The sequence below is a fragment of the Nostoc sp. NMS7 genome, assembly GCF_017115085.1.
Lineage (GTDB): Bacteria > Cyanobacteriota > Cyanobacteriia > Cyanobacteriales > Nostocaceae > Nostoc.
On record NZ_JABXKJ010000257.1, the window covers coordinates 1 to 23,374 of the forward strand.

The 23,374-nt window shown below is 45.0% G+C and carries 16 protein-coding genes and 1 pseudogene; 8 read left to right on the forward strand and 9 right to left on the reverse strand.

All coding sequences use genetic code 11. The annotated features are described in order from the left end of the window. Positions 1 to 131: 131 nt before the first annotated feature. Both HWQ38_RS37285 and HWQ38_RS37290 read left to right on the forward strand, forming a co-directional pair. Positions 132 to 704 (forward strand): hypothetical protein, encoded by a 573-nt coding sequence (locus HWQ38_RS37285; protein ID WP_292804572.1) that lies wholly within the window; start codon positions 132 to 134, stop codon positions 702 to 704. A 195-nt stretch (positions 705 to 899) separates the two neighbouring features. Beyond that, a pseudogene (locus HWQ38_RS37290) lies at positions 900 to 1,551 on the forward strand (transposase); the annotation flags it as partial. 278 nt (positions 1,552 to 1,829) lie between these two features. Here the strand turns inward: HWQ38_RS37290 and HWQ38_RS37295 are convergent. The 7 genes from HWQ38_RS37295 to HWQ38_RS37325 form a co-directional block, all read right to left on the reverse strand. Beyond that, a complete protein-coding gene (locus tag HWQ38_RS37295; protein ID WP_292804575.1) occupies positions 1,830 to 2,474 on the reverse strand; it encodes a Gfo/Idh/MocA family oxidoreductase in 645 nt (214 codons plus the stop codon). A 57-nt stretch (positions 2,475 to 2,531) separates the two neighbouring features. Then, complete coding sequence (locus HWQ38_RS37300; RefSeq protein WP_292804578.1) at positions 2,532 to 5,669, reverse strand: efflux RND transporter permease subunit; 3,138 nt, start codon at positions 5,667 to 5,669, stop codon at positions 2,532 to 2,534. Between the two features lie 101 nt (positions 5,670 to 5,770). Further along, a complete protein-coding gene (locus HWQ38_RS37305) occupies positions 5,771 to 6,751 on the reverse strand; it encodes an SMI1/KNR4 family protein (protein WP_292804581.1) in 981 nt (326 codons plus the stop codon). Between the two features lie 317 nt (positions 6,752 to 7,068). Then, positions 7,069 to 10,191 (reverse strand): efflux RND transporter permease subunit, encoded by a 3,123-nt coding sequence (locus tag HWQ38_RS37310; protein WP_292804584.1) that lies wholly within the window; start codon positions 10,189 to 10,191, stop codon positions 7,069 to 7,071. Continuing rightward, complete coding sequence (locus HWQ38_RS37315; RefSeq protein ID WP_292804587.1) at positions 10,188 to 11,657, reverse strand: efflux RND transporter periplasmic adaptor subunit; 1,470 nt, start codon at positions 11,655 to 11,657, stop codon at positions 10,188 to 10,190. Before HWQ38_RS37315 ends, HWQ38_RS37310 begins: the two co-directional genes overlap by 4 nt. A 225-nt stretch (positions 11,658 to 11,882) precedes the next feature. Next, a complete protein-coding gene (locus tag HWQ38_RS37320; protein WP_292804590.1) occupies positions 11,883 to 13,163 on the reverse strand; it encodes a S41 family peptidase in 1,281 nt (426 codons plus the stop codon). Between the two features lie 132 nt (positions 13,164 to 13,295). Further along, complete coding sequence (locus HWQ38_RS37325) at positions 13,296 to 13,658, reverse strand: hypothetical protein (RefSeq protein ID WP_292804593.1); 363 nt, start codon at positions 13,656 to 13,658, stop codon at positions 13,296 to 13,298. A 416-nt stretch (positions 13,659 to 14,074) separates the two neighbouring features. Between HWQ38_RS37325 and HWQ38_RS37330 the strand changes: the two genes are divergently transcribed. Both HWQ38_RS37330 and HWQ38_RS37335 read left to right on the forward strand, forming a co-directional pair. Further along, the gene (locus HWQ38_RS37330) at positions 14,075 to 15,346 is read left to right on the forward strand and encodes a sensor histidine kinase (RefSeq protein ID WP_292804595.1); all 1,272 of its coding nucleotides are present in this window, start codon (positions 14,075 to 14,077) and stop codon (positions 15,344 to 15,346) included. 2 nt (positions 15,347 to 15,348) lie between these two features. Further along, complete coding sequence (locus HWQ38_RS37335) at positions 15,349 to 15,993, forward strand: response regulator transcription factor (protein ID WP_292804598.1); 645 nt, start codon at positions 15,349 to 15,351, stop codon at positions 15,991 to 15,993. Positions 15,994 to 16,005: 12 nt separating this feature from the next. On the opposite strand, the gene HWQ38_RS37340 is transcribed toward HWQ38_RS37335, so the two are convergent. Then, positions 16,006 to 16,659 (reverse strand): tetratricopeptide repeat protein, encoded by a 654-nt coding sequence (locus HWQ38_RS37340; RefSeq protein WP_292804637.1) that lies wholly within the window; start codon positions 16,657 to 16,659, stop codon positions 16,006 to 16,008. 189 nt (positions 16,660 to 16,848) lie between these two features. Here HWQ38_RS37340 and HWQ38_RS37345 point away from each other — a divergent pair, with 189 nt between their 5' ends. Both HWQ38_RS37345 and HWQ38_RS37350 read left to right on the forward strand, forming a co-directional pair. Beyond that, positions 16,849 to 17,871: an LD-carboxypeptidase gene (locus HWQ38_RS37345; RefSeq protein WP_292804601.1), complete on the forward strand. Its 1,023-nt coding sequence runs from the start codon at positions 16,849 to 16,851 to the stop codon at positions 17,869 to 17,871. A gap of 554 nt (positions 17,872 to 18,425) precedes the next feature. After that, positions 18,426 to 18,641, forward strand: a complete 216-nt coding sequence (locus HWQ38_RS37350) for a hypothetical protein (RefSeq protein ID WP_292804604.1) — start codon at positions 18,426 to 18,428, stop codon at positions 18,639 to 18,641. An 88-nt stretch (positions 18,642 to 18,729) separates the two neighbouring features. Here the strand turns inward: HWQ38_RS37350 and HWQ38_RS37355 are convergent, their stop codons facing one another. Then, positions 18,730 to 19,470: a phosphorylase gene (locus tag HWQ38_RS37355; RefSeq protein ID WP_292804607.1), complete on the reverse strand. Its 741-nt coding sequence runs from the start codon at positions 19,468 to 19,470 to the stop codon at positions 18,730 to 18,732. A gap of 114 nt (positions 19,471 to 19,584) precedes the next feature. Here HWQ38_RS37355 and HWQ38_RS37360 point away from each other — a divergent pair, with 114 nt between their 5' ends. Together HWQ38_RS37360 and hpnA are read left to right on the forward strand one after the other, a co-directional pair. After that, positions 19,585 to 22,275: an efflux RND transporter permease subunit gene (locus HWQ38_RS37360; RefSeq protein WP_292804610.1), complete on the forward strand. Its 2,691-nt coding sequence runs from the start codon at positions 19,585 to 19,587 to the stop codon at positions 22,273 to 22,275. Next, entirely contained in the window at positions 22,275 to 23,258 is a 984-nt protein-coding gene (gene hpnA / locus HWQ38_RS37365) for a hopanoid-associated sugar epimerase (RefSeq protein WP_292804613.1), read from the forward strand. The genes HWQ38_RS37360 and hpnA overlap by 1 nt, the downstream gene beginning before the upstream one ends. Positions 23,259 to 23,374 lie beyond the last annotated feature (116 nt).

Here is a 23,374-nt window from a genome sequence, read left to right on the forward strand (position 1 = left end):
GTCGCGTGTCAAGGCTGCGCCCTGCCCGCTATTTGTGCCAGTTGCGTAAGTCCTGAATTCAACAAATCATATATGACTATCTTGAGTTGTCAGAACAGAAAGATACCATCCCACGCCTACTTAACGCAGCTATGAGCCGACTAGAGCGTAATCGTAAAAATTTGGAGTTGTCTGAGATCCGAATAGCTTCTCAGGAAAATCAACGGCCGTGGTTAGAATCTGTTGACTTTAAAAGTGCTGAAGAACAGAAAATCTTCGATGTTATATTAGCATTACAACTTAACCCTACTTCTATTAATACTAATATTTTTCCTCTGCTGAAACTATCAACAGATTTAAAATCTGGTATCCGAGAGGAAGGACTAGAAGCCAGTAAAGCGAGGGAGTTGAACAAGCTTTCTGCCACTCAACTTAAGCTTAATGAGGCTCAAGCTCGAAAAATTAGAGTTCAGTTAGCCCAAAGAGTTATACAAGAAAGGCTTTCTTTAAGCCAAACCAAAGCTTTAGTTAAAGAGACACTAAGCCAGTATAAATCCGCCAATATTTCAAGTAACGAAAATAAAAAAATTATTAGAACAGTTAAAACCATCCATTCTATTAATTTTGAGGAATTTCATCACAATCAACTTGAAGAAGTTCGTCAAGCTCTTCAAAGTAAGCTACAAGAAATTGACAAAATAATAGAGCTATCCAATAGAAGTTAATTCGTTAATCTCAATGAAAAATTCTATAACCCTCTTCCATCAGTCTTGAAGAAATCCGGGTGTAAGGCTTACGAAACTTCGGGTTCCAATTTTTAGCTATGAGCTATGACATACAGCACTTCCGGTAGCTATAGCTATAGCCATCAAGATTAGGACGTAGACTATAAGAGTTAGCATTGCGTCTACCTGATTTCAATGGCTAAAGCTTACAGTAATGATTTCCGGCAAAAAGTCATGCAAGCGATTGAGTTGGACGGTCTCAAGAAGTGTGAGGCGAGCCAACTCTTCAATATCAGTCGCAACACGATTAACTTGTGGTTCCAGCGCAAAGCCGAAACGGGTAATGTCAAACCAAAACCGAGGACAGTATCGCAGCAGAACGGCAAAATCAGGGATTGGGAAAAGTTTCGCAGCTTTGTCAAAGAGCATGGGGATAAAACCCAAAGCGAAATGGCACAGCTATGGGATGGAGAGATTAGCCAACGCACGATTTCGAGGGCATTACGAAAGATAGGACATACGCGTAAAAAAAACATATGGGTATAGTCAACCAGATGAAGCTAAACGGGCGGCCTTCTTAGCACAGGTAGATAACCCAAAAGCGCCTCATCTGGTATATGTTGATGAGTCTGGAATGGATGAACGCGATAACTACGGCTATGGCTACTCCCATGTTGGGGAGCGCTTCTATGACCTCAAATCCGGTCGGCGGCAGGGTCGCATTAATATGATTGCTGGATATCGAGACGGGCAACTGATTGCACCATTTACAATCGAGGGGGCATGTAACCGTACCGTGTTTGAGACCTGGCTAGAAACTTGCTTGATTCCGGTCTTGCGTCCAGGTGGAAGTTCGCAAGTGATCGGTATTCAGCAGGCACCGGAAGCGGGGATAGGGACGACCCATCGCCGTTCACTCCTTCGATGGAGTTGTCCTCCTTGTTTTCAAAGGCAAGCTGGTTGGTAATTTTCAACACTCCTTCGGTTCCCGTAATGTCGATTTGGAGACCAGTCCGATGTCGTTGGGCACCTTCGATTTGCACTGCAAACAGCCCTCCGTCTTCCAGGGTGCCAATGACCATCACCTCGTTCGGATTGGTGGTCGGAACTTTCTCGCCGGTCTCCTCAACGATGAAGAATGGGAAATGATTCTCGACAACCGCAGTCAGCTTTTTCGGGAACCCGACGGAGCGAAACAGCACATCCATAAAGTGACCCCCGTAAATGGAAAGGACGTGAGAAAAGTTGGCGGCAGGAATTGCCCACGCGTGTTTGCCCGATATGGTGGGCACGAAAGCATCCACGCTCACCGTCATGCGAGCAGATCGAATCTTCCCCACGTATCCCTGCTTCACGAGGTCTCGCGTGTAGCGAGCGCTCGGTCCCATGCTTCGGGCCGACGATATGCCTGACTCCCTTTGCCTCGGCCAAGGACAGAAGCTCTTCCGATTCGGAGGTCTTGGTCGTGAGTGGCCACTCACTGTAGACGTCTTTTCCTGCGGCGATCGCGGCTTTGGCATGCCGGGCATGTTCCGGGGCTGGCGCTAAGATCACAACAATATCTACGTCAGGGTGATTAATAAGCGCTTGCTCGTCACCGAAAGCATGCAAAATATTGAACTTTGCCGCGTACTCTTCGGCGGTTTCTTTCTTGCGGCTCGATACCGCAATTATCTCAAAGTCCTCTAGGTATTGCAATGCGGGGATGTGCCCGTATTTTGCCCAGCCACCTGCGCCGATAATACCTACTCGAATATTTTCGTTGCTCATAATTTCTCCTTATATAAAACCTCCATTATTGAAGTAGGTTGTAAGCGATTTTGAAAATCAGTATTCTCCGCGAACCTTGGGTTTTTTGAAGAAAAAGCGGGAAAACTTAAACTTAGGTTGGCCAAGGTTTTTCCGCAATCCCTCCATGTAAATGTAAAACACTGGAGTTAGATAGAGAGTCAATATCTGAGAAAACAACAATCCCCCAACGATCGCAATCCCCAAAGGACGACGCGCTTCTGAACCTACTCCCGTCCCCAAAGCGATGGGCAATGTCCCAATTAAAGCTGCCATCGTCGTCATCATAATTGGGCGGAAACGAGTTAAGCAAGCGGCATAAATGGCATCAAAGGAATTTTTTCCTTCCTTTCGCTGTGCTTCAATGGCAAAGTCCACCAGCATAATACCGTTTTTCTTGACAATGCCCACTAGCAGAATGATGCCGATAAAAGAGTAAAGATTTAAATCAACCTGGAAAATCAGCAGCGTTAGTAATGCGCCAAAACCCGCCGAAGGTAAACCAGAAAGAATGGTGATCGGGTGAATGAAATCCTCATAAAGGATACCGAGAATCAGATAAATTACTACAATAGACACCAACAACAGCGCCCCTAAATCGTTGAAAGACTGTTGAAAAGTCTGGGCTGAACCCTGAAAACTGGTGGTAATTGTTGAGGGTAGTATCTCACTGGCTGCTTGCTTGATGGCATCTGTAGCCTGACTTAGAGACGTTCCTGGGAGGGTGTCAAAAGAGATAGTCGAAGAGGGGAGTTGAGCAACGTGAGCAACGGTAAGTGGTCCGACATTCTGGGAGATATTAGCGATCGCACTCAAAGGAACCAGTTTTCCAGTACTCGATTGCACATATAGTAGCGATAGGGCGCTGGGATCTCGCTGAAACTCCGGTTTCACTTCTAAGATTACATAAAATTGGTCATTTGGGGTATAGATAGTAGAAACCTGGCTAGAACCATAAGCGGCGCTGAGGGTTTGTTCAACTTGTTGGGCGGTAATCCCCAGAGTTGCGGCTTTGTTGTGGTCAAATTGGACTTGGATTTGGGGAGTGCTGAGTTGTAAATCGCTGTCAACGTCCCGGAGTCCTGGTAGGGTTTTGACTTTTTCTACAAGTTTAGGAACGTATTGGCGCAGGTCTTGCAAATTTAAACTCTGCAACGTGAACTGATAAGTAGAATTAGTTTGTTGCCCACCGATGGGAATAGCTGGCGGAGAGCGGAGGAATGTTTTAATCCCAGTTGTACGTCTCAACTTGGGGGTTAGCTCTTGAATGATTTGGTCAGCACTGAGTTGACGTTGATCACGTGGTTTTAGCCGAATCGTAATTCGTCCGCCGTTGACTGAACCGTTCGGGCCACTTGCACCCACAATCGAGTCAACTGCTTCAATATTCGGGTCTTTACGAATGATATCAACAACCGTTTGCTGGTGATGCCGCATATCATCAAAAGAAATATCTTGCGCGGCTTTCGTGTTCGCCATCAGTTGTCCGGTGTCTTCCGTAGGAATAAAGCCTTTGGGAACGATGACGAACAGATAGATGGTCATTAGCAGCAGAATACCAGAACCAATCAGCGTCATCAGGCGGAATTTTAAAACAGGCTTGAGCGTCCAATCATATCCCCGCAGTAGGAAATCAAATCCCCCTTCTAAGACTTGATAGAGCCGATTTGGTCTTTGCTGATGGGATGAAGTTAAGAAGCGACTGCATAACATGGGGGTGAGACTGAGGGAAACAAAACCCGAAACCAAAATTGCCACTGCGATCGTTACGGCAAATTCATGAAATAATTTACCGATTATTCCACTCATAAACATGATCGGGATGAACACCGCCACTAGGGAGAGGGTCATTGACAAAATGGTGAAACTGATTTCTTTTGATCCCTTCAATGCTGCGTCTAGGGGAGATTCCCCCATTTCCCGATAACGGACGACATTTTCCAATACCACGATCGCATCATCCACGACAAAGCCCACGGAGAGGGTCAACGCCATGAGTGAGATGTTGTCTAGGGAGAAGCCCGACAAATACATCACGGCAAAAGTGCCAATGATCGCTACAGGTAGCGCCAAACTGGGAATCAGCGTCGCAGTGACATCACGCAAGAATAAGAAAATCACCAAGACAACTAGACAAATCGAGAGAACCAAGGTAAACTTTACATCGTTGACAGAGGCGCGGATGGTTTGGGAGCGATCGTACATAATCCCCATCTCAATGGATTTGGGAACTTGTTCGCGGAGCGTAGGTAAAAGTTCATTGATGGCATCAACGATATTTACAGTGTTGGCACCCGGTTGCGGCTGCACAGCGAGAACAACAGAATGGCGGTTTGTCACCTTGCGATCGCTATACAAATTCGAGACTTTGACGTTTTGTTCACTGTCAATTACGTCCCCCAAATCCTGGAGGCGCACGGGCGCACCATTGGCGTAAGTTACAATTAGCTGGCGATAGCCGGCAGCGTCGGTGAGTTGACCATTCGCCTGAATCGTATAATTTTTGTAAGCGTCAGAGAGACTGCCGGTTGGCAAATCAACATTTCCCTGTTGAATTGCAGTTTTCACCTGAGTTAGACCAATTCCCCTCGATGCCAACTCTCGCGGATCAAGCTGGACGCGGACTGCATATTGCTGTTGACCATAGACCTGTACCTGAGCAACACCATCAATCATCGAGATTGGCTGACCAACTGTTACCTCTGCGTATTCATCTACTGTCGAGATTGGCTGTGTCTCAGAATACATATAGAGGTAGAGAACTGGTGAGACAGACGGGTTAACTTTGCGGTAGGTGGGCGGGTGAGGCATTCCGGCGGGCAGTTGTCCGGCGGCGGCTGAGATAGCCCCCTGCACATCTTTGGCGGCATCCTCCACTCTGCGGCTAAAGTCAAATTGTAGGGAGATATTGGTGCTACCAGTTGAACTGGTGGAATTGAATGAATTGAGTCCGGCAATTTCAGTAAACTGTCTTTCTAGGGGTGCGGCGACCGAAGATGCCATTGTTTCGGGTGTGGCACCAGGGAGACTAGCAGAGACAGAAATAAAAGGATATTCAACGTTGGGCAGCGCACTGATGGGTAATAATACATAACTCATCAGACCGAAGATGAGGATACCCATCATTACCAAGGTGGTCATGACTGGACGACGGATGAAGAGTTCTGAAAGGTTCATGGGTTTTGTTCTCCCAGAAATGTGGTGGGGATGCGATCGCTAAATAGCAATACGCTTGGGTTAAGGCTTAATTCTTTGTCAAAGTCAAAGATGCAACGGCTTTATCTCTGATTTTTAAACATCTGTAACGCCTCCTTAACTGCTTCTTGAACAACTGGATCTGGATCTTCTAAAAGCTGTGATACAAACTCCACAGCCTCAAATGCTTTAATTTTTCCTAAAGCAAACGCTGCCCGACTCCGAACCCATTTGCTAGGGTGTTGAAGTCCTTGAATTAATGCATCTACTGCTCGAAGTTCTTCGAGTACTAATACTACAGAAAAGCCGGAATCATATTTTTCATCTTGCAGCAGATTAACAAGAGTATTAACTACTTTAGTTTTCAGATTACTTGGTGGAATTTCTATTTGATAGGTATTGCTCATATATAGGTCGTTATGAAGTAGTTGTACGGTTTGCCAAGAGGAATCTTCAGGAAATGTTTTCAGAAATCTTTCGAGAGCTAAGTCTGTAATTCCTGAGTTGTATTTTCGATATGCAGCAGCATACTTTTTCTCATCTTTCTCTATATAACCTTTACGATCGATGAACAATCCCCCAGTCTCGTAAGATTCTGCCAGAGTCAACATCATAGCTGTTAAATTTGTGTATCGCAGTGAAATTTCGGCAATTTCAGAGATATGAATTACAGGAGAAGTTGTTTGTTCATCATTCGTTGCGACAACTGCTAAAAACTCGATATCCGACATACAGATTGGGAAGATAGGTTTACCTGCATACTTATACATCACAGCTATTTCTTCATGTTCTTCTACCCAAGTTTGAGCCTCTTTTGCTGCTGACTCTAAACTTAAAAGAAACATATAAGAAAATATCCAATCATCTGCACAGCCATATTTTGAGTATCCGTTTGACCATTCATAAATTTCCGTAACTTCTTTGGATACTTTAAAAGATAGACTACTCAAGACATTATCTATTTCTGATGCACTTAAACCTGATGCCAATGATGCAATCTTTGCTGGATGATTTTTTTTGAACCAGTAATGAATTCGGTCTAATGCATCTTTAATATCTGACATAAGTGTTTAATTCGTAATTCGTAATTGAGAAAATCAGAAATAGGGTGTGTTATGCCGTAGGCTAACGCACCTTAAATTGTTGAGGGTGCGTTAGTTGAAAGCGTAACTACATTTAAATTTCTTAACTCTCTGTGTCGCGCCAGGTGCTACAACGGGGGGAACCCCCGCAACGCACTGGCTTCTCTGCGTCTCTGCGGTAGCCTGCGGCAAGCCGCTCCGCGTCTACGTTTAAAAAATAATTAATTTTTACAACTCATTTAGGATTGCGATAGATTCTCTAACTGAGTCAGTTGTAGACTGATGTTGCTTGTTGAATATCACGATCGCCCGCCTGAAAATGAAAATACTCGACGGAACTTAACTTGACTGAGCTTTTTCCGCCATGATTCCATATATATAAAGAACACGGGAGTTAAATACAGGGTCAATATCTGAGAAAACACCAGTCCGCCCACAACTGCAATCCCCAGAGGACGGCGGGATTCCGAACCAGCCCCAAATCCGATCGCGATCGGTAAAGTTCCCATTAGGGCTGCCATCGTCGTCATCATAATCGGACGGAAGCGCACTAAGCAAGCTTGATAAATCGCCTCAGAGGGTTTTTTCCCTTCATTTCGCTGGGCTTCAATGGCAAAATCCACCATCATAATCCCGTTTTTCTTGACGATGCCCACCAACAGAATTATGCCGATGAAGGAGTAAACATTCAGTTCGACATGGAATATGATCAGCGTTAACAATGCCCCAAAACCTGCTGAAGGCAAACCGGAAAGAATTGTAATCGGGTGAATGAAATCCTCATAGAGAACACCCAGGATCAGATAAATTACTAAGACTGCGATCGCTAACAATAAACCCAAACTCGGCAGTGAACTTTGAAATACCTGACTTGCACCCTGAAAGTTTGTGGTAATGCTGGCAGGAATCACCTGATTAATCAGTTTTTCAATCTCTTCGTTAGCATTTCCCAAAGACACACCTGGGGCGAGGTTAAAGGAAATCGTGGCGGCGTTCATCCGACCGTTATGATTGACCATTAACGGGCTGACTCCCTGAGATAGTTTGGCGAATGTCTTCAGAGGTACTGCGACTCCAGTACTGGAGTTAATGTATAATGTCAACAAAGCATTGATATCTTCCTGATACTGGGGTGCTAATTCCAGAATCACTTGATATTCATTGGTCGCTGCATAGATGGTTGACACTTGGTAGGAACCGTAGGCACTTCTCAAGGTACTTTCGATTTGATCGGCGGTAATCCCATAAGTTGAGGCTTTATCGCGGTCGATGTCAATTTGGATCTTAGAAGCAAACTGTAAATCGCTGTTCACATCCTGGAGTTCTGTCAAGGTCTTCATCTTGATCACAAGTTGGGGAACGTACTCCTGTAAGGGTTTGACATCAGAACTCTGGAGCGCTAATTGATAAAGTCCTGTGCTTTGTTGAGCGCCAATCGGTATCGCTGGGGGATTTTGTAAGAATACTTGGATGCCGGGAACAGTGGCGAGTTTGGTTCGCAAATTTTGCACGATTTCGTCGGCACTAAGTTGGCGCTGCGATCGCGGTTTTAACCGAATAAACAAACTACCGGAATTGGCTGCAACGGCTGCCCCACCGCCGCTTCCACTCGCTCCCGCCCCAATATTGGAGTTGACTGCATCCACATTCGGGTCTTGCCGGATCAGGTTAGCAACTGTCTGCTGATGCTGCACAAGATTATCAAAGGATGCATCCTGGGCTGCTTGGGTAATGCCTGTAATTTGTCCGGTATCTTCGCTAGGAATAAAGCCTTTGGGAACGATCACCAACAGCCCAACTGTCACCAGCAATAGAAAGCCAGATAAAATCATCGTGGTGCGGTGATATTTTAAGACTTTTTTGAGACTCCAATCGTACAAAGCCAGGAAGCGATCGAAGACATATTCGGAAGCTTGATATAACCGACTTTGATGGGCATGATCCACCGGACGCAGAAAACGACTGCACAACATCGGAGTCAGACTCAAAGACACAAAACCAGATACGAGAATTGCCACTGCGATCGTCACCGCAAATTCATGAAATAATCGTCCCAGGACTCCACTCATGAACAACATCGGGATGAAGACTGCAACTAAGGAAAGGGTCATTGATAGGATGGTGAAACCAATTTCTCTCGACCCATTTAACGCCGCTTCTAGTGGACGTTCCCCCATTTCCATGTGACGGACGATATTTTCCAGCATAACGATCGCATCATCCACGACAAAGCCCACGGAAAGGGTCAACGCCATCAGCGACAGGTTATCTAGTGAGTATTGCAGCAAATACATTACAGCAAAGGTACCAATCAGCGAAACGGGTAACGCCAAACTGGGAATCACCGTCGCCGAGAGGTTCCGCAAAAAGAGGAAGATTACTAAGATAACTAGAGCGATCGTCAGAATCAACGTAAATCTGACATCATCTACTGAGTCTCGAATTGACTGAGACGCATCATAGAGAATCCCAATTTCCACGGATGCCGGAATCTGCTGTCGCAAATTCGGGAGCAATTTTTTAATCGTGTCTACGACTTGCACCGTATTGGTTCCGGGCTGTCTTTGAATCGTGAGAATAATCGCGCGAGTGTTGTTGTACCAGCTGGCTAACTTGTCATTTTCTACACTGTCAATAATCCGCCCCAGTTGATTCAGATAGATGGGCATTCCATCTTTGTAAGACACAATCAACTGACGATAAGCAGCCGCATCCTGGAGTTGCCCGTTAGTTTGGACTGTAAAATTCTTGTGATTTCCCGAAAGACTGCCGGTAGGTAAATCGACGTTACCCTGTTGAATCGCCGTCGCCACCTGATCTAGCCCGATTTGCCGCGTTGCCAATTGCTGCGGATCAAGTTGAATTCGAGCCGCATACTTTTGGGAACCGTAGACAGCTACTTGTGCTACTCCATTGATTGTAGATAGCTTTTGCGCCAAATAAGTCTCAGCATAATTGTCTACCTGAGAAAGGGGCAGAGTCGGAGAATCCAGATAAAGGTAGAGAATCGGTTGATCGGCGGGGTTAACCTTGCTGTAAGTGGGAGGATTGGGTAAATCCGTCGCAATTTGCCCCGATGCTCCCGATATTGCTGCTTGCACATCCTGCGCCGCGTCATCAATATTCCGACTCAGGTTAAATTGCAGCGTAATTTGAGTCTGTCCCAAAGTGCTAGTTGAGTTGAGCGAATCGAGTCCAGCAATGCTAGAAAATTGCTTCTCTAAGGGACGGGCAACTGATGCTGCCATCGTTTCCGGGCTGGCTCCCGGTCGGGCGGCACTTACCTGAATTGTGGGATAATCCACACTTGGTAAATCGCTGATTGGCAGCAAACGATAACTCATGAAACCGAAGATTAAAATCGCCGCCATCACCAGAGTCGTCATGATCGGGCGGCGGATAAATGGCTCTGAGAGGTTCATGATTCACCTCCGCCGGAATTCGAGGAATTATTTCTTTTTGACTTCTCTACATTTGAGTTATTGCCGGCTGTTTTGATGCGGATTTTGCTACCGGAAACGAGATTAGCTTGACCATCGGTGACAATTTTATCGCCTGGTTGCGGTCCTTTCTGAACCACATCTAGCCCATCAATGCTGCTGCTAACTGTAACTGGAACATTTTCCACCGTCATGTCGGGCTTAACTACAAAAACAAACTGTCCATCCGGGCCATTCTGTACGGCTTGCGAGGGAACAACCGTTGCATTCGGTTCTTCGGTCAGCGTCAGCGTTGCATTCACAAATTGACCGGGAAATAAATGTCCTTGCGTGTTGTCAAAGTCGCCAATCAGTTGAATTGTCCCCGTGGTGTTATCAACCGTATTATTGACAAATGACAAAGTACCTGGTATTGGATGAGCTTGATTATCCGGGAACGTCACATCTACCTTCAGCTTGCCATTCTGCATATACTTTTGTACCTGGGGCAGATTTGTTTCGGGAATGGAAAAAGCAACTTGAATCGGGCGAATTTGGGTGAGGGTAACAAGTGGAGTCGTGCTGTTAGCTTGCACCACATTGCCCTGAGTCACCAAAATATTGCCTGCGCGACCATCAATCGGGGCATAAATTTTGGCGTAAGATAATTGCACTTTGGTATTGTCCAATGCTCCTTGGTCGGAACTGACAACAGCTTGAGCATTAGCGATCGCAGCTTGATCGCCCTTGACAACAGCTTGAGCATTAGTCAGCGCCACTTGATCGCTTTTCAAAACAGCTTGAGCATTAGCGATCGCTTCTCGATCTGCTTGCAGGGTTGCTGTAGCTGATTTACTGTTAGAAACGTATTGCTGTGCTTGATCTAAACTAATCGCGCCCTTCTTATACAATGCACCATAGCGATCGCTCTGTCCTTTGGCAAAATCTGCTTGTGCTTGATCCTTGGCCAAAGTTGCTTGGGCTTGTCGCACCAAGGCTAGGTCTTTGATTAAAGTCGCCCTAGCTTGGTCTACCTGACCCAAGTCTCTAGTTAATGCAGCTCTTGCTTGTTGTACCGAAGCTTGGTCTTTAGCGACAGTTCCTTGAGCTTGCTGGATTGCAGCAGCTTGCGATCGGTCATCCAGGGTAAACAAAAGTTGTCCCTTTTTCACATCTTGACCTTTCTTGAAATAAACTCCAATGATCCGTCCACTGGCTTCGGGCGTAATCGATACCGTAGAACCCGATTGCACATTGCCGATCGCCTGCAATTGGATCGGAACCGTTTTTTGTGTCACCATTGCCACGGTTACAGGTGTGACTTGCTGCTTATTACGGCCAGCTTTTCCCGTTTTTTCTGTCTTGGCTGCACCCGCATGGATACCAAAAACAACTAGTCCAGCCAGCAAGATCACGCCCAAAATTACCCAAGTAATCTTTTTTGGCGATCGCGGGAGCTTCGGTTCCATACTCTTCTCGGTTAAACTCTCGTTAGAAATTTCATGGATCATCAGAACCTCCAATGGATTTTAGTTGATGAAAAACAGCCAAATCCTTTACTCCCGCTTCTACCAATTTGATTTGCGATCGCTATACTTACAGCACTTACCCAAAAAAGTTCTGAAGTAGTGGTAATTCATGAATTACCACTACGATAAATCAGGTTTTTGAGACAATTTTGCGTAAGTTCTGACTTATTTTCCACGCTTTAAACTTAGATGATTAGCCTCAGACTGAATCAATTTATTCAGGTCAGCAACGGCGCTAGCATACTGAGGATCAGCTAATGTCCCCAAGGTTCGATTCTGCACTAATGCTTTCTGTTGTGCCTCGGTTAATTCCACAGTAATATCTGGTGCAATACCGACATGATTGATATCTCGACCTTTTGGTGTGTAGTATTTGGCGATCGTTAGTTTCAGCGCCGAACCATCTCCCAGTGGTTCTACGGATTGAACTAAACCTTTGCCGAAGGTGCGAGTCCCGACTAACCGGGCGCGATTGTCATCTTGCAGCGCTCCCGACAGAATTTCGCTGGCGCTAGCAGATCCTTTATCCACCAGTATGACTAAGGGTTTATCGGTGAGAGGATGTCCCGTCGCATTGTAGCTATCTTTAACTTTGTCTCGATTTACCAAAGAGACGATCGCCCCTTGCTTCAACCACATACTGGCAATTTGCAAACTCGCATCCAGCAGTCCACCTGGATCGGAACGCAGATCCAAAACGTAGCCCTGCACCTGCTGTTTTTCTAATGCTTGAATTGCCCGATGCATCTCTACGGCGGCCGTTTGGGTAAACTCTGGCAAAGTAATGTAACCAATCTTACCTGCTGTCGTTGTTCGCGTATTGTAAGTTACAGGATGAATCGCAATATTTGCGCGGGTAAGTTTGAAAATTTGCGATTTATTGCCCCGTTGAATCGTGAGTACTACCTTGGTTCCCACCGGGCCGAGAATCCGCTTAACGGCATCCTCAATTTTCATTCCCTGAGTTCTTTCACCGTTAATCTGGATAATTACATCGTCGGGCAAAATACCCGCTTTAAAAGCAGGCGTTCCTTGAATGGGGGCGATAACAGTTAAGGCTTTAGTTTTCTCATTCTCTCCCAGTTGCAGCCCGACACCACTGAGATTGCCAGAAAGGTCGTTATTTAGAGCTTGGTATTCATCGGGGTCGAAAAACACTGTGTAGCGATCGCCTAATTTAGCCACCATTTCTTGAATCGCCCCATAAGCCTGTTTCTTGGAACTATAGGAGCGATTAATATATTGCTGGCGAATTGCGTTCCAATCTTGATGGTTAAAGCTGACATCAACATAATTTTTATCGAGGATTTGCCACACCTGATCCACAAGTTTTTGGGGGGCAGCTTGGGGTTTTCCTAAAGCTTTGGAAGCGTAGAAACTACTTCCTGTCAGGATTGCTGCTATAACGGCGAGTTCTATCTTAATGAGCAATTTTTGCTTGAACATACTTTAGCTATTGAAGAAGAATATAGAATACAATCACTGGGGGAATGAATACCCCCAGTCGTACATAATTCATGGCTTTCGTGTGACGACTGATTCCTGAATTATGTTTTGCTAAAACTACTAGGAATTATTTTAAGATTGTCCTGAACGGTGGGGATAGGCAGTCTTAAAAATCTCTTGAATTTTAGTCTTTTGTTCAGCCGTAAGATTCAGGCTCAATACTGCTTTACGCATTTTTTCACCTTGTTGCAATTTCGCTGACAATTGCTTTACCTGATCTGGGGTTAAAACTGCCTCAACTTGCTTGCGAACTGCTTCACGCTTCTCGGCGCGTCCTGGCGTATTCGATGCCGGAGAGTTTGTTGTATCAGATACCTTTGTCCCAGAGTCGTCCCCTTGAGACACATCTGGAGACTTAGAACCGGTGCAACCTGTGATTCCTCCAATGAGGATAGTTGCAAGTAGAATTGGTAAAATTATCTGTTTTTTAATCATTTGCTTCTCTTTTTTTGTTGTATGTAATACCACAGTGATGGCTCAATTTCGCTTTATGACTGTTTGAAAAGTTGCTGATTTACTTACACCAGCTAATCTTAAAAGTTGGGATGGGTTTGTGCATGAGCTAGAATTCCTAACCTTACCAGTAAAAAAGTACTCAAGTTATTGTGACTTTTTTCCTAACTTAGAAATAGTTAATCAGTCGAAACGGCTCTATCGTTACTAGAGACAGATTCGTTATATAAGAAGTTGTTTAACTAATTCGGTAGGTTTAAGTAGAACGGCAACAAGTAAGCCGCAAGTATGTAAGTCTTGTTCCAAATCCCCGTTACAAAACTGTACTTCCGACTTCCGACCCTTCGGCGTAGCTCAGGGCATCGCTTCCGACTTCTTTAATATTTCCCGATAAAATTATGAAAATACCTATGGTTTTGCCACAAAGTCCATTGAGTTGGAACAGTTCTATGGTTCGCTTTACCTACCCATCGTTCCGTCTGTTGCTTTACCTAGAGTGGCTGTTATTAGCCACGGCAGTATTCATGGAAGTTCTGCTGCCGTTTCAGTTGTCCTGGTGGTTGCTGCTACGAGTTTTCGCGATCGCCACCTTCAGCTTAATCGGCTTGAGACTTCCAATGGTGAAGCTGGAAACAAAATTACTTTATACAACCCTGGAATTCGTTTTAATTTTGCTGCCAGCGACTGAACATATTTTATCTCCTCGCTCAGTTTTCCTGCTGTGTCTGGTACTGGTGATGCGGAGTTGTCTGATATTTAAGCAATCGGGACAGTTGATTGTCTTGGGTTTATCTCTGTTTTCTTATACAACAGTGCTTTTGTCAAGACCGATTGCACCTGAGAATTTTATGCGAGATAAGGTGATTGCCATGTCCTGGGATTGGCGATTAAGTAATATTTTATTGTTTGGCTTAACGTTAGTATTCGCTTTATTATTAATTAATGCCCTGCTTGCAGAGCGCCAAAGTCGAGAGCAGTTAGAAATTGCCCATCAGCAATTAGAGATGATCAATCAACAACTGTGCCAGTATGCGCTACGGATTGAAGATCAGGCAACCTTGCAGGAACGCAACCGAATTGCCCGCGAAATTCATGATGGGTTGGGACACACTCTCGCCGCCCAAACCATTCAGATTAATAACACCCTGTTGTTCTGGCAATCAAATAATGACAAAGCATTGACATTTCTCAAACAGGCAAAGCAACAGGGGGCTGAGGCGCTGCTAGAAATTCGGCGATCGCTTTCTGTTTTGCGTTCAAATCCTTTGCAAGGGCAATCTCTCAAATCAGCGATTGAAAAGCTGCTGACAGATTTTCAGCAAACCACAGGTATTGAACCGTCCTGTAAAATTGATCTCCCGCAGACTTTACCAACAGAAGTAAACACAGCGCTTTACCGCATTGTGCAAGAATCGTTGACAAATATTTGCAAACATGCTCAGGCGACGAGTGTCAGCGTGGGACTACTGGTTCACGCTGGAATGATTCATCTGTCAATTGAAGATAATGGAAAAGGGTTTAATCCCACTCAAAATACAACTGGGTTTGGATTACAAGGAATGCGAGAACGCGCGGTTGCACTAGGCGCTCAATTGAATCTCCACAGTCAACTGGGAACAGGTTGTTGTATTTCTGTTTCTTTGCCACTATCAAAGCTGTTGGTATTTTAACTATGATTCGGATTTTATTAGTTGACGATCAACATCTGATTCGCCAGGGACTTAAGAGTATGCTTGAGTCGAATGCAGAAATGCAGGTAATCGGTGAGGCGGAGAATGGGCAACGGGCACTCGAACAGATTGGCGCACTACAACCCGATATTGTGCTAATGGATATCAGGATGCCCGTAATGGATGGAGTTGCGGCAACAAAGGCGATCGCTCAAGATTATCCTGAGATTAAGGTTCTCGTCCTCACCACCTTCGATGATGATGAGTATGTTTCCCAGGCGATGCGGCTGGGTGCAAAGGGCTATTTGCTCAAAGACACCGAACCAGATGAACTCATGTTAGCAATTCGCTCCGTCTATAAGGGACAAACCCTACTCGGCCCGGGATTGTTTGAGAAAGCACTCATGCCGATTGCCGCACCTGTGCCGTCTGTGGAACCCCGTCCAGAATTGGCGCAACTTACACCCAGAGAATTAGATGTATTGCGGTTAATTGCTTGTGGAGCGAATAACCGGGAAATTGCCGAATCGCTGTTTCTTTCAGAAAATACCGTTAAGAATTATGTTACCAATATTTTGAGTCGGTTGAATTTGCGCGATCGCACTCAAGCCGCTTTGTTTGCCCATTCGTTGTTTGGTGGATTGTGAATCAGATGATTTTCATGAAACACCAGGCTGATCAGCAGTTTTGATCTCTCGCATGATTCGTTCGACTTGGTTAACTTTTTCATCTCTATTCTGTGCCTTGAAAATATTTAAAGCTTTCTGTAAAGAAGATAAAGCCTCGTCTCGTTTATTTGTTTGCCACAATCCCAGTGCAAAATTAGTCAGGGCTTCGCCATAATTGGGATTAATTTCTAAAGCTTTTTGATATTCAGTAATAGCTTCTTGCCAGCGACTTTGGCTAGCATAAACAATACCGATTGCATTGTAAGCTAAAGCGTATTTTGGCTGGAGGCGAATCGCTTCTCGATAAGAGCTAATTGCTTCTTCTGGTTTCTTTTGCCGAAAAAGCACGTTTCCCAGTTGAAAGTGTGCGAAAGCGTCTTCTGGGGATTTTTTAATGAATTTGCGTAAATTTTCCTCAGCACCTGTCAAGTCTCCCTGATTAAATAAAGCATTGGCTTGTTGCAGGAGTTGCGATCGCTCTGGTGTATCTGTGTTTGAAGACTGTGCTAGTTTTTGTGGTTGCAAAGAAACTTTTGCCGGAACTGCTAACACTAATGGTGATAGACCGATTACAGTTATGATACTCAGCGTCATGCCGCTAAAAAATTGAACAAAAGCTGATTTAGGTTTGCTCTTCAGCTTCATCATCCTCAATGCCTCAATAAGGTTCTGATCTTCATGATAAAATATGAGCGCGTTAAGGTGACAATGTGAATCTTACAGCTATTTTCAGGTAAATAGACCACGCGGTAGGGGCACAGCAATGCTGTGCCCCTACGACAGATGTGGTTCAAAACCATGAAAGTCTTAGTTTCGGGGATGTTCTGATGAATTATGACTATTAAGCGTCGGCAATTTCTCCGAACCTGTGGACTAACTACCTTAGCCACCCAGATACCAGGATTTACCGCCCAAGGTAAGCCTCCAAACACCATCCGCAAGCCGCCCCGCCTACAAGTGGGCGATACCGTCGGATTAATCGCCCCTGCGGGTATTGTTGACACAAAAGACATCGAAGCAGCGCACAAATCGATTACACAATTAGGATTAAAAGTCAAGCTGGGGGCGCATATTTTAGATCATTACGGCTATTTAGCGGGAAAAGATGCCGATCGCGCTGATGATCTAAACTCAATGTTTAGCGATCACTCCATAAAAGCAATTATTGCCATGCGTGGTGGTTGGGGTTGTAATCGCATTTTACCCTTACTAAATTACTCGCTAATCCGCTCCCATCCGAAAATTCTCATGGGCTACAGCGATATTACAACGCTGTTGTTGGCAATTAATGCCCGTAGTCATTTGATTACTTTTCATGGGCCAGTTGCCACGTCTACTTGGAATCAATTTACAGTGGATTACTTCCAGCGCATCCTATTTAATGGTGAAGCGGTGACGATGCAAAATCTCAACCCTAGCGAAGTGCGAGTGGAGATAATCGCACCGGGAAAGGCGAGGGGTAAACTTGTGGGTGGAAACTTATCAGTGCTATCAGCGATGGTAGGTTCACCTTATCTACCTTCCTGGAACAAAAGCATTCTGTTTGTGGAAGAAATTGGCGAGGATGTTTACCGTATAGATAGGATGCTGACGCAGTTAAAAACTGCTGGAATACTTAATCAAATTGCGGGTTTTATCTTTGGGCAATGCACTAATTGTAGTCTTGGGGATGAACCATCATTTACTTTAATCCAAGTATTGCAAGATCACATACTTCCTTTAGGTATTCCTGCTTGGTATGGTTCAATGATTGGTCATATTAAGGATAAATTTACTTTACCAATCGGTGTGGAAGTGGAAATAAATGCTGATGTTGGGATAATACAAATGTTAGAAGCGGCTGTCAGTCTTGTTTAAGCTGAGTTTTACAGGTGATAATATCCTAATCTTAGGACTTACGCATTGACAATAAATACCAAATATGTATCAGGTGAAAAACCACATCTTTCGTAGGGGTTTAGCATGGCTCATTGGTGTCAACTTAAGCTAGAAATCGCTTGTTGACTTCCAGTCCCGCCCAGAAATAAATTTCAGGGCTAATAGCTAAAGTCTACTGAAGTAGACTAAGGATTTGGAGAGATATTTAGTCATCTTCAGATGACTTTTGCTATGAGCAAGGAACTTCAGTTCCTTGCGGAACATGGGTTATACGTTAAGTTGACACGTATGAGCATGGCTTTTCCCCTACAGCATTGTCTATTTACGACCAAAGGATAATTAAGAAAAGCCTGAAACAACCTATTTTTGTTAATCCACATCACGATGAATTTGTACAGTGCGTAAGTCCTATTATCTGTCTAATTAGCTATCATCAAAAGACCTCTCCAAACCTCTCCCCGTTGGCGTCTGCCGTTAGGCAAGGGTCGAGAGGCTTTGAAATCCCCACCTTCTGAGTATATTGAAGGTGGGGAGTGCGATACATCGACCTGCAATGCCAATGCATCGACCTGCAATGCCAATGCATCGACCTGCAATGCCAATACATCGAAATACAGCACTTTGCAGGTAAATTAAGTACACATCTTAATATGATAAATCTTGTGGAGTGGGCAAGATGCCATTGGTGTCAAGTTAAAGCTTCAGCCCAGATGTCAAACGACCTTGAGGCGTTGCGTCAATGCCGTTGACGAATGGCTTTAAGAAAAAAATCATTCTTTTCAGCTATTGTTTGCGTAAGTCCTATTACTGTAAAGACGCAACAATATATTTCAGCCTCTAGCCAGAAAAGAGCAGATTTGTAACTTGCTCTAACACCTTTAATGCTGTTAATGAACCTCGGATCAGCCGAGTAGCAGCAAGGGGTTGTCGAAGCATTCCGATCGCTAAAGGCAAAGGGTGTAGGGAGCCATCAGAGTTAATTGCTGGTGTGAGATCGGGGATATTATGCTGACAATCGTCGCTGACTACTCGCAGTATTGCCACGTCCACCCCAGCTGCATTGAAAAACTCTAAGGCGGTAAATCCTTCCATATCCACAACATCAGCCGCTAAAGTCTCACCTAAACGGCGTTTTTCGGCAGCAGACCAAATGAGGCGATCGCTTGTCAATGCCTTGACTAATGATAGTTTTTGTGATATCGAAGAGTGTAATTGGGCTGTGAAAGTGCGATCGCATTCTTGCTGCTTACCCTGATAAAGACAATCTTGATACAGTACAAGATCACCAATTTTGTAGCGATCGCTCAAGCTGCCACATATACCCATAATCAGCACTCTGGATTTGGGAGCGAGAAATTGTGCATTTGCTGGGGATGCGTGCAGATATTTGAGTAAAGGCTTCATCCCAACTGGTATGGCTACTACCGTTGGGATCGAGCCAGTAACACCGCGAAAGGCGCGACAGACAGCTTTATATTCTGCTCCCTGAGGCACCAGAATTGTGTTGATGGGCAAAAAATTAGGCACTAGCCCTCTCGACAGTTTTGAAGTTTCCTTTTGGATTAAAGATTGGGTCATATCTGAGTGAGAATAAGTAATCTTGTCGTTTTGTGATATCCAAAACTCGCAAACCCAAGCCGATTGCTGTAGCATTACTAAATAATTGTGTCACCCACACGATAATTTTCCAAGATGGCAAAGCTTCATAACTCCAAATCCGCACGAGAACTCTTCAATATTTCCAAATGGGCGATTAAATTTTCGTGGCTGACGGTGAGTTTTTGGATTGCCGTAACCGTAGCTGGTATTCTGGCTTTCAGTTCCCTTAAGTATGCCTTGTTTCCAGATATTACTTTCCCAGTGGTAATTGTGAATGCTACAGCCCCTTTGACAACTGCCCTGGATACAGAAGCGAAGCTCACCAAACTCTTAGAAGAACGCCTCCGATCCTTAGAAGGACTGGATGATATCCGCTCATCCACCTATCCGGGACAAACTGCTGTTAGCCTTTCTTTTGTCGTTGGGACGAATTTAGAAACATCCACCAAAAAAGTTGAAACTGCCCTCAAGCAGTTGACTTTGCCTCAGGGAGCGACTGACAAAATTATTCCCCTGAATCTAAACGAGTCAGCCGCCATTAGCTATGCCATAGAGAGTCCCACGCGGAATCTCACAGATTTGACGAAGTTGGCGCAAAATGAGATTGTCAGTGCGATCGCTAAACTCCCAGGAGTCCTGAAAGTCTCACTGCTGGGCGCTGCTACTGCCACTCCTCCACTAAATCCAACGAATGCGAGTGTAGCGGCTATCCCCCAAGGTGGGGCGACATTAGTCCGGTTTAATGGTCAAGATGCACTGGCATTTCAGGTAATCAAACGCGGTAATGCTAACACCTTAGAAGTAGTAAGTCAAGTTGAAAAAGAAGTTCAAAGGCTACGCTCTACCCTGAAGGATGTCAAGCTGACTTTAGCTGCCACTCAAGCAGAATATATCCGCCACGCCACCCAGTCAACAATCGATGCTTTGCTGGAAGCCGTCGTCTTGTCAATATTAGTAATTTTTCCTTTTTTGTGGAATTGGCGGGCAACTCTGATCTCTGCCTTGGCGATTCCGACGTCATTGTTGGCGACATTTATCGTCATGGCGATTTTCGGCTTTAACCTGGAGACGATTACCCTGCTGGCTTTAGCTTTGGTGATTGGGAGTATTGTTGATGATGCGATCGTGGATGTAGAAAACATCATGCGACACGTTGAAGATGGAGAAACTCCTCGCCAAGCCGCGCTTTTAGCTACAAATGAGATTGGGTTGACAGTTACCGCCGCCACCTTGACAGCAGTTGCGGTTTTTTTGCCCATCGGTTTGATGGGTGGGGTAATCGGTCAGTTCTTCAAGCCTTTTGGCATCACTGTTTCAGCCGCGATGCTTGCTTCTATGTTAGTTGCTCGAACTTTGTCTCCAGTTCTGGCTATCTACTGGCTGAAACCTAAATCCTCGCTCTCCCCACATCAGGAAGCAAATATCTGGGTAGCGTTTACCCAATCTTACAGAAATTTGCTGAGTTGGTCTTTAAATCACCGCAAGATAGTTATCGGGTTAGCTGTCCTCAGCTTCATCGCAGGTATAGCACTGATTCCACTAATTCCCAAAGGATTTATTCCCAAACTCGATCGCGGCGAATTTAATATTGCTTATACGGCTCCTTTGCCGAGTATCCCTGATTTGGGTAGAGGGGGACAAGGGGGACAAGGGGAACAAGGAAGCGATATGCCCAATGCCCAATTCTCTATTCCCAATCCTTTAAATGATTCTCTTGAGGTTGCGAAGAAACTAGAAGATGTTGTGAGAAAATCACCAGCAGTTGAAACGGTATTTACCACTGTTGGTTCTCGTGAGGGTGAGCCGAACAAAGGGACACTATATATAAAGTTAAAGGAAAACCGAACAATTACAACTGCGGAACTACAAGACCAATTTCGCTCCTCATTACCTGCTCTTTCTGGAGTAACTACTAGTGTTGAAGATATTCAATTTGTCGATTCTGGTGGTCAAAAACCTCTGCAATTAGCATTACAAGGTAATAATCTCCAAACTTTGAGCAAAGCAGTCAAAGCGATTAAAGAAAGAATTCAGAGACTACCGGGATTCGCTGATGTCACAATTACAGGTGAAACGAATCCGCAGGGTACGGTTTTTCAGATCGAGCGTCTGAATAATCAGCGCGTGGCCTACATCAGTGCTAATCTTGGTAAGAATCTGTCCTTGGGTGATGCCACTGACAAAGTAGTAGCTGAAGCAAAAGCGGTATTACCCTCTGATGTTTCCTTAAATTTAGGGGGAGACTCTGCTCGTCAAGGTGAAGTGTTTGGCAGTTTCGGGACTACTCTAGCTTTATCTGCCCTGTGTATTGTTGTGGTACTAATTTTGTTGTTTAAAAGCTGGGTAGACCCTGTGGTTATTGGTGTCTCTTTGCCTTTGGCACTGGTGGGGGCAATGTTGGCGCTACTAATCACCAAGAGCGACTTTGGGATGATTTCACTGATCGGTTTCGTCTTTTTGCTGGGGCTGGCAAATAAAAATGCCATCTTGCTTGTGGATTTCATCAACCAGTTACGCAATGCTGGTGTAGACCGCACCGAGGCGATCCTCAACACCGGACTAGTGCGCCTCAGACCAATTATAATGACTACTGCCTCTAATATCTTAGGGATGCTACCGATCGCATTGGGTTTGGGTGCTGGTTCGGAATTGCGATCGCCTATGGCTATAGCGATCGCTGGTGGACTAGTAACTTCAACTATCCTGAGTTTAATTGTCGTGCCAGTAGTATACACCATTTTGGATGATTGGTTTCCCCGATTTCAGAAGAGAGGGACAGCTTGATGCAAGTTTTTGTCACCGGGGGTACAGGTTTTATTGGTGCCCATTTAATCCGCTTGTTGCTGCAACAGGGTTACACAGTCAAAGCACTGGTACGCTCAAGCAGCAATTTGGAGAATCTTCGCGGTTTGGAGGTAGAAATTGTCAAAGGTGATTTAAATTCACCAAATCTCTGGGAACAGATGCTTGGTTGTCAATACCTATTTCATGTAGCAGCCCATTATTCCCTGTGGCAAACAGACCGAGAATTACTTCAGCGTCACAATGTCCTGGGTACGCGCAATGTATTGGCAGCAGCTCGCCGGGCTAACATTGAGCGCACCGTCTACACCAGTTCAGTGGCGGCAATTGGGGTAGGATCATCTGGTCAAGTCGTCGATGAAACACATCAGAGTCCCTTAGAAAAGTTGGTGGGTGACTACAAAAAGTCTAAGTTTCTGGCTGAACAAGAAGCCATGCAAGCCGTTGCTACAGGTCAGGAAGTAGTTATTGTCAATCCCAGCAGCCCGATTGGCTCGTTGGATATCAAACCAACCCCGACAGGTGATATAATCTTACGGTTTTTACGACGGCAAATGCCCTTTTACTTAGATACTGGTCTAAATTTTATCGATGTGCGGGATGTAGCATGGGGGCATTTACTGGCTTTGCAACGGGGTAAATCAGGCGATCGCTATATCTTAGGACACCAAAACCTGACTCTCAAGCAACTACTCGAAGAACTCGCCGATATCACAGGTCTCTCAGCACCTCAAGGAACTGTACCCGCTTGGTTGCCCCTTAGTGTTGCCTGGGTTGATGAAAAGATTCTCGCACCCCTGGGAAAATTGCCCTCAGTGCCATTAGATGGCGTTCGGATGGCAAAACAACCTATGTATTACAATGCCGCCAAAGCTGTACAAGAATTAGGTCTACCTCAATCATCGCTGAATGCGGCACTCAAGGATGCTGTAGATTGGTTTGTTACTCAGGGTTACGTCAAATAATTGGCAAAACTCAGCGTCCCTCTGCGCTTCCCTTTGCGTCCCTCTGCATTTAAAAAAGCTACTAATTCTGGAAATGCTCTACTTAGCTGTGCTACTGTACGATGACTAAGGTTTTG